Source organism: Mediterraneibacter hominis, from assembly GCF_014287475.1.
In the GTDB taxonomy this organism is placed as follows: Bacteria; Bacillota; Clostridia; order Lachnospirales; family Lachnospiraceae; genus Mediterraneibacter; species Mediterraneibacter hominis.
In genome coordinates this window covers 306,702-325,377 of record NZ_JACOPF010000002.1, presented here as the reverse complement: position 1 = coordinate 325,377, position 18,676 = coordinate 306,702, and the positions used below count along the sequence as shown (strand labels likewise).

Below are 18,676 nucleotides of genomic sequence, written 5' to 3'. Positions count from 1 at the left end.
AGAATAAGAATTATGAAACTTTGTACTTTTAAAACAGGTCGTGAACAGCGCGTAGGCGTATTGATGGAAAATGGTAAAATTTTGGATGTAAACTATGGATATGCAGCAGCACTTAAAGCCGCAGGAAAGGCAAAACCGCAGGAACGTGCAGATGTTATGACACCTCCTTGCATGATCGGGGTTATCGAAAGTGGGGAGGAAGGCAAAGAGTGTATCAGAGAGGCTATGGCTTACGCCTCTAAAAATCCTGATGCAGCTGGTCCAGAAGGAGAGCAGCTACTTTATGATACTGACAAAATCACCTATATGGCGCCAATCCCTGCTCCATCCAAGATTTTTTCTATAGCAATCAACAATAGACAGAAATATGAAATCGCAGATCTGCCAGATGGGCCAAAACATCCGTATTACTTTATCAAGGTTCCAACCTGTGTTGTAGGCCCTTATGACACACTCGAAATTCCAAAAGAAATCGGCAATGTTGGCTCTGAATCTGAAATGGCGTTTGTCATTGCTAAAAAAGGGCGTTTCATTGATGAAAAAGAGGCTGAAAGTTATGTTTACGGTTATACTGTACACAACGATCTCACTGCTCACTGGCTCCGCGATAACAGAGAATGGATCGTTTCCAAACGTTCTGCTGAAGAAGGCGGCGACAAACGGCTGACGTATGCCGGCAGATATAAATGCTATGATTCTTTCGCTCCTATGGGACCATATCTGGTTACCGCTGATGAAATCGAAGATGTAAATAACCTGGATATCGACGCATGGCTTGACGGAGAACACATTCAGACAGGCAATACCAGAGATATGTTTTTCAAAATTCCATATCTCATCAGCTACCTTTCTGGCGCGCACACTCTTTGTGCCGGTGATATTGTATCTTGGGGAACTGTACAGGGCGGAGATGAAAAGCATGCTGAAAAACGCAAAGATATCAAAGTGAAATTTCAGCATGTTGACCTTGGCAAAGGAAAAGTTCTCACAACAGAAGTAGAAGGTATCGGAAAAATAGAAAACCCGATCAAGGTGATTTCTGACGATATGATTAAATAATCCAGCAGCCGAAGGCGGGATATACTACAGCATATCCCGCTTCGTCTTTTCATTTCATATGTCAACTTAACAGGAGGTATCTATATGAAACTTAAGAAAAAAGTCCTTATCACTCAATTCATCCATCCGGACGGCATGAAAATACTTGAGGACGCAATAGAACATGTTGTACTAGCACCAGATCCAAAACCGGAAACACTTCTTTCTATGATGGATGAATCCATAGATGGAATCATTGTCCGCCATAACCGTCTGACCTCTGAAATGATTCAAAAATGCCCGAATCTTCAGGTTATCGCACGTCACGGTATTGGCACTGAATTGATTGACCTTGAGGCCGCAACAAAGCAGGGTGTCATCGTGACAAATACTCCGCATGCTGCCACTGTATCCGTTGCAGAACACACCATGATGTACATCCTAATGCTTGGCCGCAAAATAATGACCGCGGACAAAGAACAAAAGAAAGGAAATTTTGCTATCAAAGTTACTTATAAACCCGATGATATAGAAGGAAAAACAGTTGGCATCATCGGTCTCGGACATATAGGCAGCATTGTTGCCAAATACTGCAATATATTCGACATGAATGTAATCGCGTATGATCCACGTCTGAGTCCGGAAGATGGCGCAAAATACGGAGCAAAAATGATGCCTGACATGGATAGTGTATTGAAGAAAGCAGATTTCGTAACGCTCCATACACCGCAGACAGAAGAAACTATCCATATGATGAGTACGGAACAGTTTGAGAAAATGAAGCCTTCTGCTTATTTTATTAATTGTTCCCGTGGCCCTATCGTAGATGAAAAGGCACTTATAGAAGCGTTGGAAAACCAAACTATCGCAGGTGCTGCCCTAGACGTCTTTGAAACAGAACCAACGGATAAAGACGGAAAACTTCTGGATGCTTACCAGAAATTGTTTTCTATGGAAAATCTTATTATCAGTCCTCATTCTTCTGCCCTTACTGTCAGTGGTTCCAGAAAAATGGCTGTTCAGTCAGCAGAACAGATGGTCAAAGTACTTAAGGGTGAGAAAGCAGATTGGATTGTAAACACTGCAGTACTTGAAAAGCTCTAACATAAATATCAAAAATGAGATATGGTGAATGACGCACACCATCTTTATTATATTTGCGCCTCAAGCGTCAGTGGTGCAGAATGGAGATTAGAATGTGTACAACATCTGAAAAATACAATCCTTACGATAATGTAGTTTCAACTGTAAAGCATGCCGCTTCACTTCTGCAATATGATTCCAGCGATTACGAAGCTGTCCTGCATCCAGAACGAGAGTTAAAGGTTTCTGTTCCTGTGCGTATGGACGATGGAAGCGTCCGAGTCTTTGAAGGATACCGTGTGCAGCATTCCACTTCCAGGGGGCCTGCCAAAGGCGGTATCCGTTATCACCAGAATGTGAACATAGATGAAGTAAAAGCTCTTGCGGCATGGATGACTTTTAAGTGCGCCGTTGTAAATATCCCTTATGGCGGAGGAAAAGGCGGAATTATCTGTGATCCCTCCGAACTATCTGAGGCGGAGATTCGCCGTCTTACTCGACGCTTTACAGCTATGATCGCTCCTATTATAGGACCTGAACAAGATATTCCTGCTCCTGATGTCGGCACCAATGCAAATGTCATGGGATGGATCATGGATACCTATAGTATGCTCAAAGGGCACTGTGTTCCAGGTGTCGTCACCGGTAAGCCGCTGGAATTAGGCGGGGCCCTGGGCAGAAGTGAGGCAACCGGGCGGGGAGTTATGATTACTGCTCTTAATATTCTTCGCGCTTTACATCTGCCAATATCAGGAACAACTGTAGCTGTTCAAGGAATGGGGAATGTCGGGAGCGTTTCTGCAAAGCTTTTACATATGGCGGGCATGAAAGTAGTAGGAGTAAGTGACGTCTCCGGCGGACTTTACTGCGCCGACGGATTAGATATCCCGAATATTATTCAATATTTATCCGAAAAAAGAGGAAATCTCTTAAAAGATTATAAGAAGGAAAATGTCGTTCATATTGCCAATGAAGAGCTTCTTGAACTGGATACTGTCCTTCTTGTCCCCGCGGCGCTGGAAAATCAGATCCACGCTGGAAATGCAGACAAGATTCAAGCCAAAGTCATTGTCGAAGGAGCCAACGGGCCAACCTCTGTGGAAGCCGACGAAATCCTAAAAAAGAAGGGCATCATACTGGTACCGGATATTCTGGCAAATGCTGGCGGTGTCATTGTTTCTTATTTTGAGTGGGTACAGAATATTCAATCTGTAAACTGGAGCGAAGAACATGTAAATGAACAATTAAAAGAAATTATGGATCAAGCTTTCAAGTCCGTGTGGGATATTTCCCAAGAAAAAGGGACCACCTTACGGACAGGTGCTTATCTGATCGCTGTCAAACGTGTTATAGATGCTAAAAATCTGCGCGGAATCTGGCCTTAAGCAAGCAGCTTCCTACGGGTCACGTTTGATAAGCACTTCTAATTTTGTTGATTTTCAAGGGAGTAGTATGGTATTATTATGGAAAGATATAGGAAAGAAAGTAATGGTGAAATACTCATGCCAAATAATAATTCATTACACGTCAAACGTGTCACACTGGTAGACGCTGTCGTAGAACAGATGATAGAAGCAATTAAAAGCGGACGTTTTAAAGAAGGAAAAAAAATCCCGTCTGAAAAGGTGTTAACCCAAGAATTTGGAGTCAGCAGAACAACGCTCCGTGAAGCATTTAAAAAGTTAGAGTATTTTGGAATACTCTCTATTAAACAGGGAAACGGAACTTATGTAGTAGATGCTAATACTGCGATGTCTATTCTTGCTTCTGATGAAAAATCAGCAGAAGGCGAGGACTCTTCTGTAGAGGAATCCTCTCTTCCGCCTTTAGCAGATGATAACTCTAACGTAAGAGAGGCAATCCGTTCTCTATTTACAATCGGAAATTACCAGCTTTCTCATTATATTGAAGCTAGAAATTGTATCGAACGCGAAGCGTTTCGACTGGCTACAGAACGATTAGATGAAAGAGCTCTTGTTTTTATTGAAAAAAATCTTAAAAAACAGGAACACTGTGAATCTCCAGAGGAATATGCAAAGCTAGATTATGATTTTCATTCACAGTTGATTATGCTCTCTAAAAACGAATTTTTGTTTCAGTTTTGGAGTGCCTTAAGTCCGTTTGTAAAAGAACAGCTCCAGCGCTCCAGCGCTGTGGAAGGTGTTATAAAGCATTCTTATTCTTATCATAAAAAAATATTGAATGCTTTAAAAGATAGAAATTATAAAAAAGCATATAGTTTAAATACCGATCATCTGCGTATCATACAGGGACGTATGTTAACCGAGGCTTCCAAGCAGACAAGTATTTCGCAGGAGAACTTTTTATAATATAGATTTATTCTTTGATAAACAGATACATATTTCTCAGCAAATATTCCCGACAGGCACTCCTGTCGGGAATATTTTTTTCTGTGTCATTCTTCTATTTCTCTGTATTTTCATTCTATTTCATACTCCCGATCTTTCTCTTCCAGCCCTTATATTTCGTATATCTTATTTCGTATTTTCTCTTGACTTCTAATAGATATAGAGGTATGATGAAATTATCATAAAGGTATTAACATAATATGTTAATATTTCTTGAATGTATAATAAAGGTATATACAAAAGGAGGAAAAACAATGTCGTATTTTAAAGAAGATGCATGGTGGGCTAGCCCATACAATGATCTAAATGAAGTAAAATCACTGATGACTGCAGGACAAAAAGTAGAAATCCATGACGCCACCCTAAGAGATGGAGAGCAGACTCCTGGTGTAGTATTCACTAAAGATGATAAAGTGCGCATCGCAGAAATGTTAGATCAGATCGGTGTAGAAAGAATTGAAGCAGGTATGCCGGCGGTCTCCAAAATGGACCAGGACGCCATCAGAGAAATCTCCAAGAAAAATCTTAAAGCGGAAATTTATACATTTGCTCGTGCAACACGCCAAGATATAGATATGGCTGTAGACTGCGGCGCAAATGGTGTTGTCATCGAAGTTCCAATCGGCTATCCAAAATTAAAATATCAATTTGACTGGACATGGGAAAAAGTATTTGAAAAAAGTGCTGACTGTATAAATTATGCGAAGAGCCAGGGCCTGAAAGCTGTTTACTTCCCGTACGACACAACACGTTCCAGAGTAGAAGATTTAGAAAATTTGATGGCTGCGATTATGAAAGAGGCAGCTCCAACTTCCGTTGGTGTAGTGGATACAATGGGTTGTGCAATGCCACAGACAATAGAATACCTTGTTAAAAAGATGAAAAAAATGACCAATGATCTCCCTGTAGAAGTACATACACATAACGACTTTGGCATGGCAGTTGCAACAGAATTAGCCGCTATAGCCGCAGGCGCTAGTTGTGTACATTCGTGTATTAATGGGTTAGGTGAACGAACCGGAAATGCTTCTCTTGAAGAACTCATGATGTGCATGAAGATTATGATGGACATGCCTAATGACTATAAAATAGAAAAACTTCCGCAAATGTGCAAAGAAGTTGAAAAAATCTCTGGTGTAAAACTCGCAAACAACAAACCTGTAGCCGGTATTCGTAATTATACCCGTGAATCTGGAATTGGTATCGATCTTGTCGTAAAGCAACCACTTGCTATGTATGCTACAGATCCACGATATTTCGGCCGCGAAGGAGATATTGTACTTGGTAAAAAGAGTGGAAAAGCTTCTATTGAATATTTTCTTGACAAACTAAATCTCTCTGCAAATGCAGAACAAATCACTTCCATCTTAGCAAAAGTAAAAGAAAAAGGAATTGAAAAGCGAGGCCTTCTAACAGAAGAAGAGTTCTTAGACATCTATCACGCAGAAGTATAATCCCTATTTCCTGCCCTGCTTCTTTTAGTAAAAAGGCGCAGGGCAAAGCTACGCGTTAAAATACAATACTCTTTCTAAAAAATCTCCTTTGCGTCTTTGGGCAGTGTCTGCACATGCTTTAAAAATTTATAACCTGCCTCTGCCTCTTTTAAATTGTAAGTATGTCCCCAACGGCGTTCTAGTTCACATGCAATATCGTTGAACAGCCCACACATAACAAATACGCTATGCCAAATGTTGTCTATATTCCCATTGGCATATGTATCAAGAAATCGTTCCCATATATCTTCGTCTAAATATTTTTGTAAATATTTAGACGCCTTTCCTGTTGAAATCCGAAATTGCGTTTCATAGCCTATTTTCCAATTCAACAATTTTACTAATTCCAGATGGCTTCCGTCATAAAGCATTTTATGCACATATGGAATTTCTTCACGCCACAATCCCTTTGCAACGTTATTCAGACACCACCAAAACTCATTACAGCAGGCCTCGAATTCTTTTTGTGCGGGCTTTTTTATCCAGTAATCCTCATCCGCAGGCTCTGATACTGTTGGCAGAATTCCGTCTTTATCTAATAGGATTACACATAACTTATCATCTAGCGCCTTTGCTTCTTCTTCCGGTATCACATGCAGATCAAGCCGGTTTCCGTCTTTAAACTGTATCAGCCAGCCATAGCATTTATCAAAATCAACATGAAATCCATTACAGCGGTCTATCTCATCAGGACACTGCATATACAGCCTTTCTCCAAAAATATCGATCCAAGCTGTTTCTTCATAAAAAGGCTTGTTTTTCCTGACTACATAAACAATATCATAGTCTTGAAATATATCCTTTTTCACCTTCTTATTCGTTCTGGAGCCGTTCATATAAACAGCGCGTATTCTGTCATCCTTCTGAGCAGTACTTATAATTAAATCAAACATTTCTTCTTCACTACGCATTTTCCATTTCCCCTACAAGCATACATTTTTAGAGAAAGCTATAGCACATCTCTTTATATGCCTTTTTCTATAAAATGTCTTTCATAGGGATTCCAATATTTTTTATATACTCTGTCTTCTTGTCCGTCCAAATTTAATTGATACATTCTAAATGTAACCAAAAAATTTTTAGGCTGCCATAGCTCTTCATACGAATAGCAATATTTCATTCCTATCCTCTGCATTACTCCACCGCTTCGCGGGTTATTTCTGTCGTGTGTCGCTGTAATATAGGGAATTCCATCCTTTCGCAGCTGTTCCACAAGTATCCTGCTTGCTTCAGTTACAAACCCCTTGTGCCAAAATTCTTTGCGAAGTGCATATCCAAAATCGTAACCATCATCTGTATCAGCCTTTACATAACCAATCGGTTCATCTTTTTCTCTTAGACAGATTGCATAATAATATGTTTTATCCCTAACCTGTTTTTCATAAAAATCTCTTGTCTCTTCCATATTTTTTACAGGCAGCCACGGTAAGAACGTATTCACTGTTTCGTCTTTCAAAAGTAAATACAACGCTCCCATATCTTTTTCTTCAAATCTTCTTACTATTAATCTTTCTGTCTCAATTCTTATATCAGCCATTACATTTCCTCCATAGCTTCCTGCTTATAAGGATACTTTTATTCCAGGGAAAAGCTGTTGGGAAGAAGTTCATTAAGCAAAGTCTCTTTCCATTTCCTTTTACCAGCAATACCAGCAGTGCATCCACACACGCAATTCATGTAACACTTGACTGCACACCCCGCAAGGCGTTATATCGTCTTTTGGTATTTCTTCTAATGATTGTATGCACTTATTTTCAAGCATGATAATCTACTATATTTCCCCAAAAGAAATAATCATGTCAAAATTATAATTAAGGCATTTCTCGTGCCACTTCTTGATTTCCATCTTTATCTTCTACAAACACAAAACGTCTGTAAAATACCTAAAAACAAAACACTTCTATAAGTCTTTCTTTTGCAACATTACTACCATCTCCACATGCCTTGCGGTTACTATGTAAACACAATTTTTTATCCTCGGAACTTGCATGGGAACACAATTTTTCTAATTAATTCTTCCCTTTTTTCTTCACTGTACTATGAATATTTTTAATACTTTCTAAATACTCTTTTTCAACCGGCGACAAGTTCTGTACCTGGTATTTTCTATACTCTTGTGTTGCTTTTTCTATTGCTTGTGCATGGCTTATTGTTCCAGCCCCCTGCAAAACTTTTTCACCTGTAGTTTTTAAAACATTATCAAGGTGTTCCACATAATCCGCCATATACATAGGATTATGGCGCATTGCCTGAATCTCTGCAAAATCAAAATATCCCGATACAATATTATTCAAGATTTTTAATTCTTCATCATCCAGATAATTCTTCGCAATACTTATATCTTTCAGTACGGGAAAATCACCAGAAAAACTCCTTAATCCCATAAAAGGCTGATTGGCATCTGCACGTTCATATATAACTTCAGCGGCTGTATGCCCATGTGCTGCATAATGCAGCTTATTCTGTACCATTTTGAAAAAGGCTATAGACTCGATGCTTTTCGGATTGTAATCTATACTGGTAGCATAGAGGTCAAGTACCTGCCGATACATTACCTTTTCAGATGAACGAATATCCCGAATGCGGTCTAATAATTCTTTCCAGTAATTTCCGCCACCTAAATTTTTCAACCTCTCATCATCCATTGTAAAGCCTTTTATCATATACTCTTTTAATCGTTCACTAGCCCAACGACGGAAATTTGTGGCAATCTTAGATTTTACTCTATATCCAAGAGAAATAATCATATCAAGATTATAAAATGGTATCTCTCTTGAAACCTCCCGATTTCCTTCTTTTCGAACCTGTCGGAATTTCCGACAAGTTAAATCTTCATCAAGTTCTCCTTCTTCGTAAATGTGTTTAATATGTTCTACTACATTTGTTCGTGACGTTTGAAATAAATCAGCCATTTGTTGCTGTGTAAGCCACACCGTTTCATCTTGTATTTTAACCTCTATATTGGTTAGTCCCTCTTCCGACTGATATATAAGAAATTCGCCATAATCCTCCATTTACATAACTCCCCACATTATTCACGTTTTTTTGCTTCTTCACAAAATTTCTTTTTTGTCTGCTTAAAAAGTTTAGCTCTTGTTTTCACAGAAACTTCTTTTTCTATATTTTCTATATTTCGGATATCCGCATAATCTTCTACTTTGTCCATAGACAAAAACAAATTCGCTGTTGCATAATTAATAACTATACGACTGCTTTCCCATTTAAATTTTCTCATATTCTCTTGAAAAAAGGTATAATTATCACCATTTGCATGAAAACTTTTATATTTGAATCCTTGATATCCTTTCTCTCGAAAATATTTTGCTATTTTCTGTGTGACACAATAGTCCCCATTATAAACGGGCTCTATAAATAATGCTCTCACTTTTCCAAGAAAACTTCTAATATCTGCGCTATATTTGTCATCATAACTGTTTAAAGATCTGGTGTATTTTAGTTTTGAAAAATCTATAATCTCTAATTCTTCCTCCGAAATAAACGTCGCAACTGAAATCAGTTGACGAATCTTTGGCTTTACTTCACTACAAGCAGTTGCTTCATCTGTTGCCAGGTAGAGAGCCGGTTCATTATTATAACTAAGTCTGCCAGCCTTTGCCATTTCTTTAGGCGGCTCTTTCGAACCTTTCCAGTCAAACCCATACAGTCTATCGCTTGTGGGATAAAGTCCTATTCCGAGTTCTCCATAGTCCTTTTCTTCGACTAGTCTCGCCCTATAGAACCTCTCCCCTTTCGGGATTCTAATCACAAACTGATCTCTATAGTCTTCAAGCACAACCGCATTTAATATATTTAAAGCTCTATTTAATGTTTCCGTATGTACCTCGTTATTGCCTTTTCCCCACTCAACCAGACTATTATATAGTGCAATCGAATTCCCGTCTCTCATTTCAATTTCATATTCGGCAATCTGCTTTATAACTTCAATATCACTATTATCTTCTCTCACATTCATCACTTTCCCCGTAATCAATTTTTATTTATGTTTTGTATTCCCACACCCCATATCCACCATTACCGAAACATTGAAATACTTCTCCACCCGTTTATTTTGATTTCCTTCCTCATCTTCTACAAACACAAAATGTCTGTAAAACACCTTAAAACAAAGCACTTCTATAAGTCTTTCTTTTGCAACATTACTACCGTCTCGACGTGCACCGTATGTGGAAACATATCCACCGCCCTCCCTTTCTTCAGTTCATACCCCCGCCCGCACAGGTACTTCAAATCCCGTACCAGCGTCGCGGAGTCACAGCTTACATACACAATCTTTTCCGGCTGCATTTTTACAATCGTCTCAAGCAGCGCCACGTCGCATCCCTTTCGGGGCGGATCTACAACAATCACATCCGCGTGCGCACTTTCTCCCGGATGTGTTTCTGCGTACTGTTCATAATATCCGGGCAGGACTTCTTCTGCCTTCCCCACATAAAACTGCGCGTTTTCTATACCATTGCACTTGGCATTTCTTCTGGCATTTTCTATGGCCTGGGGGACAATCTCTACACCGTATACCTGTTTTGCCCCCTGCGCGAGGAAAAGAGAAATCGTCCCAATTCCACAGTACAAGTCCCACACAGTTTCCGTCCCTTTTAGTCCCGCATATGCCAGCGCCAGTCCATACAGCTTTTCGGTCTGTACGGGATTGACCTGGTAGAAAGAAAGCGGCGAAATCTCGTATTTTATATTCCCTATATAATCCGTTATATGGTCCTGTCCCCAGAGAACCTCAAAGGTATCTCCCATAATTACATTTGTCTGCTTCATATTGCTGCTTATCGTAATACTCGTCATTTTTTCTACGGCATTTAGCATCCCTGTCAAAATATCTGCATGAGGAATCTTTCTGCCATTTATTACAAGGCAGACCATCAATTCTCCTGTCTTAAAGCCATATCGGATCAGCACATGACGAATCAGTCCTGTTCCTGTTCTCTCGTCATAGGAAGAAATCTTATATTTTTTCATAAAAGAAAGGATCGTTTCCAAAATCTCTTGATTTTGCGGCACACCCAGCGCACAGTCCGTATTTGCGATAATCGTATGTGTTCTTCCGGCGTAAAATCCAGTAATTGGATTTCCTTCCTTGTCCGTCCCAAATGGAAACTGCGCCTTGTTCCTGTATCCGAACACAATGTCAGATACACTTTTAGCTCCGGGCGTCAAGTTTTCTTCTACGGTTGGCTGCTGCACTGCTGATGTTCCCATTCCTACGATTGGTTCCATCACCTTTTCAATCGTCTCTTTGGCAAATCCCCCTATCCGTTCCAGATTCTCCTTTACTTTCCGTTCTTTATACACCAGCTGCTTCTTATACTCCATTTCCTGAATCTGGCAGCCGCCGCATTTCCTGGCAAATGCACAGCGCGCAGGCACCCGGTCTTTTGAAGGCTGTATAATTTTAAGCAGCCTCGCGTAACCATAGGACTTCTTTGCCTTCATCACCTTTGCCTCGACCTCGTCGCCGATCACCGCATCCTTAATAAATAAGGTATAGCCATTTACTCTGCCTATACCTTCTCCATTCATTCCAATATCTTCAATTGTGACTCTCACAATTTCATTTTTCTGCATGTTTTTTCTCCAAAATTATATCGATGTCTTTCTTAAATTTGACTCAAACAGGCGGTTATAGCCCAGCCAGTCTGTCCCTGTTTTACCTTTAAAAATCTCTGTCAGCGTCTGCATTTTCGCGTCCGCGTTATCGGCGAGATTTAAGGCAAGCGCTTCTGCAAGCGCCGGCTTTTTCGGAGAACCATACTCCAGTTCTCCATGATGAGCAATGACACAATGTTTCAGCTCATTGGCGAGCTTCTCCGGGAAATCCGGAATGGAACGGATAGCATCATTAAGCATTTCAATTCCAATGACAATATGTCCAATCAGTTGTCCCTCGTCAGTATAATCATTATCTGGAAAAGCAGACAGCTCTTTCGTCTTTCCTATGTCATGGCAAATCGCCGCTGTATATAGTAAGTCTCTATTTAAAATAGAATACGCTCCCGCGAAATATTCACAGAGATGGAGCACACTTAACGTATGTTCCAAAAGTCCTCCGGAAAATCCATGATGTACCGTCTTTGCCGCGGAATGTTCTTTGAACGACTTGATAAATTCTGTATCGTTGACAAAATAATATTCCAGCACTTGTTTTAGATAAGAATTAGATATCTGACGAATATAGGCAAGCAGTTCCTCATACATCCTGTCCACACTCTTTTCTGTAGTAGGCATGTAATCCGCCGGATTATACTCTCCTTCCTGTGCTTTTCTTATTTGTTTAATGTTCATCTGGAGATTGCCATTATACTGAATAATCTCCCCGTATACCTCAATGAAATCTTTTTCATCATAATCCGCAATCCCCTGTGAATTCGGATCCCATACTTTTCCGTCCAACGTCCCTGTCTTATCCTGGAGCAGCAGATTGTCATATGGTTTCCCGTTTCTCGTCTCAGCAGAACGTTTTCCTTTACATAAATAAATATTCCTGATTGTTTCACCCTCATGTAGTCCGTCAATATATCTCATACGCGTTTCATGTCCTCTTTCTATCTATACTGTCAATTTCTTAATCACTTTACTGTACATACTTCTATTTCCTACAGCATTCTATTCCTGGCTTCCCACCGTCACAGTAAACTCAATATCCACATATCCGTCAGCTCCCAGGCGGCTCCCTTTCAGCTTTACATTCTCTCCGGTCTTACACTCCAGCACAGCCTTCTCGTATGTGGAAGTGTTCATCACTTCCGTGCCGGAAATTTCCTGTATCACATCTCCACTCTGAATTCCTGCTGCCATCGCCGGTGAATCTGCGTCCACTTGCACCACATACATGCCCGACGGCATTGACTGCTGCTGCGCAATCTCATTGGTCACTGCCGTACCGGAAATTCCAATATAAGGAACACTCTCCCCATTTACTAATAATTCAATCGCTGCCTTTAGGTCAGAAATTGCAAATGCATTTGCCGTAGCGCCTTCTTTCTCTTCCCAGATATTTGGAGAAATCAGTCCGATTACCTGCCCCTCCTGATTAAAAAGAATACCCGTTCCATCCTCTGAAGCCGCAATATCTGTCGCGAGCACTTGACACTCTCCGTCAGAGAATATTTCTTTATAAGAATTAGAACTGATGATGCCGTATCCGGTTCCGTCCGCATAGCCAAATGTATTTCCAAGCGCAATTACCACATCCCCCGGCTTAGAAAGATTCGAATTTCCCAGCTCCGCCACTTTCACCGCATTCCATGTCGTATCTGTTATGTTGTTCCTCACCACACTAAATACAGCAAGACCGCTGTTTTTATCCTGCTTTTTCAAAGAAGCACTGTATCTGTTCCCATCCGCAAAGACAACATACCATCCCTGCGCATCTGCACAGATCGCATTATCTGCAAGTATCAGAAGCTCCTGCCCATTGTCCGCCACTATCACACCGGTTACACTCGTCCTAAGTCCGGTTGCTGTACTCTCCCAGTCTTCCGTATTGGAAGAAGCCGTCACAGAAACAACCCCTTTATATGCCTCTGAAGCCGTCTCGTACATGCTTTCCATCATTTCTTCATAACTGAGCGCACTAAGTCCTGTCGCGTTTGCCTGTTCTTCGCCTGCTTCTGCCTCTTCATTCTCTTTGGCTTCCTCATCCTCCGGTATAGTAACGGTCTTTGGATCTCCCTGAAAGTGTTTTCCTATCCATGGTTTAAGCGCAAAAAAACCAAAGCAGGCAAAAACTCCAAAAATCAGCCCGTATATGGCAATGCGGGCTAACTGGCTCAAAATTTTTTCCCTGCTAAGAGGCTTCGGCTTGATTGTTTCCTGCAAAAAAGAAAAAGGTTCTTCTTCCTTTTTCCCAGAGCCCTCCTTCGGACTCTGTTTCGGGTCTTCATCGTACGGCATAGGCTCTAATCTCCTTCAGTCAATAGTATAACCGATTCACCCCGATTGTTCAACTTCATTTCTCTCTGACACAAAAAACCTTTTCTTTGCTTTCATTATAAGGTAAAATGAAGAGTAGATTTAAAGCTATGAAATGAAAAGGTGTAAAATATGAACCAGAAAACATTAAATAAACTGGAATACGATAAAATCACATTGCTGCTCGAAGAACAGGCTTCTTCTTTCCGCGGGAAACAGCTCTGCCGCCGTTTAAAGCCAATGACGGATATAGATAAAATCAACACATACCAGGAGCAGACTGCCGCTGCATTTACACGCATCATCAAAAAGGGCCGTCCTTCTTTCGGGGACGCCTCCCCCGTAGAGGAATCCATGAAGCGCCTGGAAATCGGCGGTGCGTTGGGAAGCGGGGAACTCCTGCGCATCTGCCGGCTGCTGTTTAATGCCGCACGTGTAAAATCTTACGGCAGGCACGACACACAGGAGGAGCTGGCAGACTGCCTGGACAATTATTTTGACGGTCTGGAGCCTCTCACCCTGCTCTCCGGTGAAATTGAACGCTGTATTCTCTCCGAGGAGGAAATCAGCGACGACGCCAGCAGCACATTAAAAAGTATCCGGCGGAGTATGGAATCCATCAACGGCAAAATACATGCTACGTTAAATAACCTGGTAAATGGTTCTCTCCGCACGTATCTTCAGGATCCTATCATTACCATGCGTGGTGATCGCTATTGCCTTCCCGTAAAAGCGGAATACAGAGGACAAGTACATGGGCTTATACACGATCAGTCTTCCACCGGCTCCACTTTATTTATCGAGCCAATGGCAGTTGTAAAATTAAATAATGACTTAAAAGAGCTCTATGCAAAAGAGCAGGAGGAAATACAGATTATCTTATCCCGTCTAAGTGAAGAAGCGGCTTCTTATATAGAAGAAATCCGTACAGACTACAGAATTCTTACGGACTTAGATTTCATCTTCGCAAGAGGTTCCTTAGCTTTATCCATGAACGCAAGCCGTCCTCTTTTAAATACAGAAGGCAAAATTCATATACGGGAAGGGCGCCATCCACTTTTGAATACTCAGAATGTAGTTCCCATCACAGTTTCCCTGGGAGAAGATTTTTCCCTGCTTATCATCACCGGCCCAAATACCGGTGGAAAAACGGTATCTTTAAAAACGGTCGGGCTTTTTACATTGATGGGACAGGCGGGCCTTCACATTCCCGCCTCTGACAGAAGTGAACTTGCCGTTTTTCACCAGGTTTACGCGGATATAGGAGATGAACAGAGCATTGAACAGAGTCTGAGTACTTTTTCGTCCCATATGACAAACATTGTATCCTTCTTAAAGAAGGTAGACAGTCATTCTCTCGTATTGTTCGACGAATTGGGAGCAGGTACCGATCCTACTGAGGGAGCAGCCCTGGCAATCGCAATCCTTTCTCATCTTCACAAACGCCGAATCCGTACCCTGGCAACCACACATTACAGCGAATTGAAAGTATATGCGCTCTCTACAGACGGCGTAGAAAATGCCTGCTGTGAATTCGACGTAGAAAGTCTGCGCCCGACTTACCGTCTCTTAATCGGAATTCCAGGGAAAAGTAATGCATTTGCAATTTCAGGAAAGCTGGGACTTCCAGACTATATCATTGAGGATGCCAAAAAAAGATTAAGTGAACAGGATGTTTCCTTCGAGGATTTATTATCTGATCTAGAAGCAAGCAGACATACGATAGAAAAAGAACGGGAAGAAATCGCGGCCTACAAACGGGAGATCGAGGCACTGAAATCAAAAACTCTGCAAAAACAAGAGAAATTAGAGGAGCAGAAAAATCGAATTATCCGTGAAGCAAATGAGAAAGCCGCGGCTATCCTACGTGATGCAAAAGATGTTGCGGATGAGACTATAAAAAATTTCCGTAAATTCGGGAAGGAAAATATCTCAGCAGCGGAAATGGAAAAGGAACGTGAACGGCTGCGTCAAAAAATAAAAGCTGCTGCGTCTTCCTCCTCCATACAGATACAAAAGCCACGGAAAATATATAAGCCTTCCGACTTCAAGCTTGGAGAATCTGTAAAGGTATTGAGTATGAATCTGACAGGTACCATTTGCTCTCTCCCCGATTCCCGTCAAACTGTAACCGTACAGATGGGTATTTTACGTTCCCAGGTTTCCCTCTCTGACTTAGAGATCATCGAAGAGCCTGTATCCTATACGGCTAAAAATATGAAGCGGACAAATAAAGGAAAACTCAAAATGAGCAAATCTCTGTCCGTCAGTCCGGAAATCAATCTTTTGGGAAAAACTGTGGATGAGGCAGTTATGGAACTAGATAAATACCTGGATGATGCCCTTTTGTCTCATTTAAATACCGTCCGGGTTGTACACGGCAAAGGCACAGGCGCTCTGCGAAAAGGCATCCACGAATATCTCCGCCGCCAGAAACATGTCAAATCTTACCGTCTTGGTGAGTTTGGCGAAGGAGATGCAGGTGTTACGATTGTAGAGTTAAAATAAAAACAATAAAAAATCATAAGGAGGCTGCTATGATAGGAAAACAGAGAATTCTAATTGTAGATGATGACGAGAATATTGCAGAGCTTATCTCTCTTTATCTCACAAAAGAATGTTTTGATACAAAAATGGTTTACAATGGTGAGGACGCCCTGACAGCGTTCGAAACTTATCGTCCTAATCTTATTCTGCTCGATTTGATGCTGCCTGGCATCGACGGATACCAGGTCTGCCGGGAAATACGGGCAAAATCTTCCACGCCGATCATCATGCTGTCAGCAAAAGGCGAGGTATTTGACAAGGTTTTAGGATTAGAATTAGGTGCAGACGACTATATTATGAAGCCCTTTGACTCCAAAGAAATGGTGGCGCGCGTCCGCGCTGTACTCCGCCGGTACCAGCCCGCCAAACCAGAAGAACCCCAGAAGGAAAAAACAAAATGTGTGGAGTATGAGGATCTGGTCATCAATCTTACCAACTATTCCGTTCTCTGTGATGGAAAACCTGTCGACATGCCCCCCAAAGAGTTAGAACTGCTATATTTCCTCGCTGCATCCCCAAACCAGGTGTTTACAAGGGAGCAACTACTAGATCGCATCTGGGGATATGAATATATCGGAGATACTCGTACAGTAGACGTCCATATCAAACGTCTGCGCGAAAAAATCAAGGATCATCCCACCTGGAGCTTAAGCACTGTATGGGGAATCGGCTATAAATTTGAAGCAAAATAAAGAACCAGCAAAGGAAGTTGCTCTATGAAAAGTACTTTGTACTTAAAATTTATTATTATATATATTATATTCGGTTTTTTAAGCATCTTTGCAACTGCCACACTTTCTCCGCAATTAATCAAAGATAAGCTGGAAGAAAACACCTCCCAGACATTATTTAAGGAGGCAAATCTGATTGCCAATGAGTATTTGCCATCTTATTTTTCAGGAAACATGACTTCCTGGTCCGTCCACTCTCAATTAAAGGCAATGAAGCTCTATCTGAATGCCTCCCTGTGGTTTGTGGATAAAGACGGCGTATTGATTACGTCTTCTAATTTAGAAAGCAATACTTACCCCGAATCTATTACGGACTTTGATCCTGCGGAAATTGGAAACAACCAATATATTATCGGTGACTACCACGGTTACTTTGACGAAGATGTAATTACTGTAATGGCACCCGTAACACAGGGATTTACAACCAAAGGCTATCTGCTCATACACAGTCCTGTCGCTTCTATTGATACTACATGCAGCAGCCTGATGTTCACTATTTATATTACGTTGCTCGTGATTTATATTCTTTCTTTTATCTTCCTGCTTGGCTTTCACTTCTTCGTATTCCGGCCTCTCGCGCAGATTTCGGAAGCAGCCAGACAGTATGCCCTGGGCAACCTGGATTATGAAATTCCGGTTTATACCCACGATGAGATGGGATATTTATCTGCTTCTTTGAATTATATGTCTTCCCAGTTGAAGGATATGGAGGACTACCAGAAAAAATTTGTGGCAAATGTCTCTCACGACTTTCGCTCTCCGCTCACCTCCATCAAAGGATATGTAGAGGCAATGACAGACGGTACAATCCCTCCCAGGCTGCATCAAAAATATCTGAAAATCATTTTATTTGAAACAGAACGGCTGACAGATCTGACACACGACCTGCTCACCCTGAATGAATTTGACACAAAAGAACTGCTTTTAGACAAAACCTCTTTTGACATACAGGAAGTCATCAAAAACACTGCCGCCTCTTTTGAAGGAGCCTGTACGGCAAAGCACGTATCCATACAGCTTCTTCTCTTTCCTGATGTTCCAAAGGTCTATGCAGACAAACGCAAAATCCAGCAGGTTTTATACAATCTGGTCGACAATGCTGTTAAATTTAGTGAAAATGAGTCTTCTGTCATCATAGAGGTGACGCAGAAAAATGATAAAATTTTTGTCTCTGTTAAGGACTCCGGTATTGGAATCCCCAGAAAAGAGCTCAACAAGATCTGGGAGCGTTTCTATAAATCCGACCTCTCCCGCGGCAAAGACAAAAAAGGAACCGGTCTTGGACTCTCCATTGTAAAAGAAATCATTTCCGCCCACGACGAGCATATCAATGTCATCAGTACAGAAGGGGTAGGAACTGAATTTATTTTTTCTCTGAGCAAGGCTTAACTGTTGTATCGGACATCCAGTCGGGCACTTTCAGAATGTCAAAGAACCCCTATTATGCACAATAGAGGTTCTTTTCCATATCATT

15 protein-coding genes are annotated in these 18,676 nt (G+C 41.2%); 8 read left to right on the top strand and 7 right to left on the bottom strand.

Going from position 1 to position 18,676, the window contains the following annotated elements:
• Positions 1–12: 12 nt before the first annotated feature.
• From H8S37_RS11020 to H8S37_RS11000, 5 genes are all read left to right on the top strand, one after another.
• On the top strand, positions 13–1,059 hold the full coding sequence (locus H8S37_RS11020) for a fumarylacetoacetate hydrolase family protein (RefSeq protein WP_186876118.1): 1,047 nt from the start codon (positions 13–15) through the stop codon (positions 1,057–1,059).
• An 84-nt stretch (positions 1,060–1,143) separates the two neighbouring features.
• The gene (locus tag H8S37_RS11015; RefSeq protein ID WP_186876117.1) at positions 1,144–2,142 is read left to right on the top strand and encodes a hydroxyacid dehydrogenase; all 999 of its coding nucleotides are present in this window, start codon (positions 1,144–1,146) and stop codon (positions 2,140–2,142) included.
• 92 nt (positions 2,143–2,234) lie between these two features.
• The gene (locus tag H8S37_RS11010) at positions 2,235–3,506 is read left to right on the top strand and encodes a Glu/Leu/Phe/Val family dehydrogenase (RefSeq protein WP_186876116.1); all 1,272 of its coding nucleotides are present in this window, start codon (positions 2,235–2,237) and stop codon (positions 3,504–3,506) included.
• Positions 3,507–3,584: 78 nt separating this feature from the next.
• Complete coding sequence (locus H8S37_RS11005) at positions 3,585–4,451, top strand: FadR/GntR family transcriptional regulator (RefSeq protein WP_186876115.1); 867 nt, start codon at positions 3,585–3,587, stop codon at positions 4,449–4,451.
• 293 nt (positions 4,452–4,744) lie between these two features.
• Entirely contained in the window at positions 4,745–5,944 is a 1,200-nt protein-coding gene (locus H8S37_RS11000; RefSeq protein WP_186876114.1) for a homocitrate synthase/isopropylmalate synthase family protein, read from the top strand.
• A 74-nt stretch (positions 5,945–6,018) separates the two neighbouring features.
• On the opposite strand, the gene H8S37_RS10995 is transcribed toward H8S37_RS11000, so the two are convergent.
• The 7 genes from H8S37_RS10995 to H8S37_RS10965 form a co-directional block, all read right to left on the bottom strand.
• Positions 6,019–6,894: an aminoglycoside 6-adenylyltransferase gene (locus H8S37_RS10995; protein WP_186876113.1), complete on the bottom strand. Its 876-nt coding sequence runs from the start codon at positions 6,892–6,894 to the stop codon at positions 6,019–6,021.
• Between the two features lie 53 nt (positions 6,895–6,947).
• Entirely contained in the window at positions 6,948–7,520 is a 573-nt protein-coding gene (locus H8S37_RS10990; protein WP_186876112.1) for a GNAT family N-acetyltransferase, read from the bottom strand.
• A 472-nt stretch (positions 7,521–7,992) separates the two neighbouring features.
• Positions 7,993–8,997 (bottom strand): virulence RhuM family protein, encoded by a 1,005-nt coding sequence (locus H8S37_RS10985; RefSeq protein WP_186876111.1) that lies wholly within the window; start codon positions 8,995–8,997, stop codon positions 7,993–7,995.
• 17 nt (positions 8,998–9,014) lie between these two features.
• Positions 9,015–9,956, bottom strand: a complete 942-nt coding sequence (locus tag H8S37_RS10980) for an RES family NAD+ phosphorylase (RefSeq protein WP_207723938.1) — start codon at positions 9,954–9,956, stop codon at positions 9,015–9,017.
• Between the two features lie 161 nt (positions 9,957–10,117).
• Entirely contained in the window at positions 10,118–11,578 is a 1,461-nt protein-coding gene (rlmD, locus tag H8S37_RS10975) for a 23S rRNA (uracil(1939)-C(5))-methyltransferase RlmD (protein WP_186876109.1), read from the bottom strand.
• A gap of 15 nt (positions 11,579–11,593) precedes the next feature.
• On the bottom strand, positions 11,594–12,535 hold the full coding sequence (locus tag H8S37_RS10970; protein ID WP_186876108.1) for a 3'-5' exoribonuclease YhaM family protein: 942 nt from the start codon (positions 12,533–12,535) through the stop codon (positions 11,594–11,596).
• 81 nt (positions 12,536–12,616) lie between these two features.
• On the bottom strand, positions 12,617–13,906 hold the full coding sequence (locus H8S37_RS10965; protein WP_186876107.1) for a S1C family serine protease: 1,290 nt from the start codon (positions 13,904–13,906) through the stop codon (positions 12,617–12,619).
• 150 nt (positions 13,907–14,056) lie between these two features.
• On the opposite strand from H8S37_RS10965, the gene H8S37_RS10960 reads away from it, so the two are divergent.
• The 3 genes from H8S37_RS10960 to H8S37_RS10950 are packed head-to-tail and all read left to right on the top strand — an operon-like array spanning position 14,057 to position 18,591.
• Complete coding sequence (locus tag H8S37_RS10960; protein ID WP_186876106.1) at positions 14,057–16,432, top strand: endonuclease MutS2; 2,376 nt, start codon at positions 14,057–14,059, stop codon at positions 16,430–16,432.
• Positions 16,433–16,461: 29 nt separating this feature from the next.
• Entirely contained in the window at positions 16,462–17,163 is a 702-nt protein-coding gene (locus H8S37_RS10955) for a response regulator transcription factor (RefSeq protein ID WP_186876105.1), read from the top strand.
• A 24-nt stretch (positions 17,164–17,187) separates the two neighbouring features.
• Positions 17,188–18,591 carry a sensor histidine kinase gene (locus H8S37_RS10950; RefSeq protein ID WP_186876104.1) on the top strand — a complete coding sequence of 468 codons (1,404 nt, stop codon included), beginning with the start codon at positions 17,188–17,190 and terminating at the stop codon, positions 18,589–18,591.
• The last annotated feature ends 85 nt before the right edge of the window (positions 18,592–18,676 follow it).

Coding starts and splice junctions, on each gene's coding strand:
- H8S37_RS11020 (WP_186876118.1), top strand. CDS start 13: ATGAAACTTTGTACTTTTAAAACAGGTCGTGAACAGCGCGTAGGCGTA.
- H8S37_RS11015 (WP_186876117.1), top strand. CDS start 1,144: ATGAAACTTAAGAAAAAAGTCCTTATCACTCAATTCATCCATCCGGAC.
- H8S37_RS11010 (WP_186876116.1), top strand. CDS start 2,235: ATGTGTACAACATCTGAAAAATACAATCCTTACGATAATGTAGTTTCA.
- H8S37_RS11005 (WP_186876115.1), top strand. CDS start 3,585: ATGGAAAGATATAGGAAAGAAAGTAATGGTGAAATACTCATGCCAAAT.
- H8S37_RS11000 (WP_186876114.1), top strand. CDS start 4,745: ATGTCGTATTTTAAAGAAGATGCATGGTGGGCTAGCCCATACAATGAT.
- H8S37_RS10995 (WP_186876113.1), bottom strand. CDS start 6,894: ATGCGTAGTGAAGAAGAAATGTTTGATTTAATTATAAGTACTGCTCAG.
- H8S37_RS10990 (WP_186876112.1), bottom strand. CDS start 7,520: ATGGCTGATATAAGAATTGAGACAGAAAGATTAATAGTAAGAAGATTT.
- H8S37_RS10985 (WP_186876111.1), bottom strand. CDS start 8,997: ATGGAGGATTATGGCGAATTTCTTATATATCAGTCGGAAGAGGGACTA.
- H8S37_RS10980 (WP_207723938.1), bottom strand. CDS start 9,956: ATGAATGTGAGAGAAGATAATAGTGATATTGAAGTTATAAAGCAGATT.
- rlmD (WP_186876109.1), bottom strand. CDS start 11,578: ATGCAGAAAAATGAAATTGTGAGAGTCACAATTGAAGATATTGGAATG.
- H8S37_RS10970 (WP_186876108.1), bottom strand. CDS start 12,535: ATGAGATATATTGACGGACTACATGAGGGTGAAACAATCAGGAATATT.
- H8S37_RS10965 (WP_186876107.1), bottom strand. CDS start 13,906: ATGCCGTACGATGAAGACCCGAAACAGAGTCCGAAGGAGGGCTCTGGG.
- H8S37_RS10960 (WP_186876106.1), top strand. CDS start 14,057: ATGAACCAGAAAACATTAAATAAACTGGAATACGATAAAATCACATTG.
- H8S37_RS10955 (WP_186876105.1), top strand. CDS start 16,462: ATGATAGGAAAACAGAGAATTCTAATTGTAGATGATGACGAGAATATT.
- H8S37_RS10950 (WP_186876104.1), top strand. CDS start 17,188: ATGAAAAGTACTTTGTACTTAAAATTTATTATTATATATATTATATTC.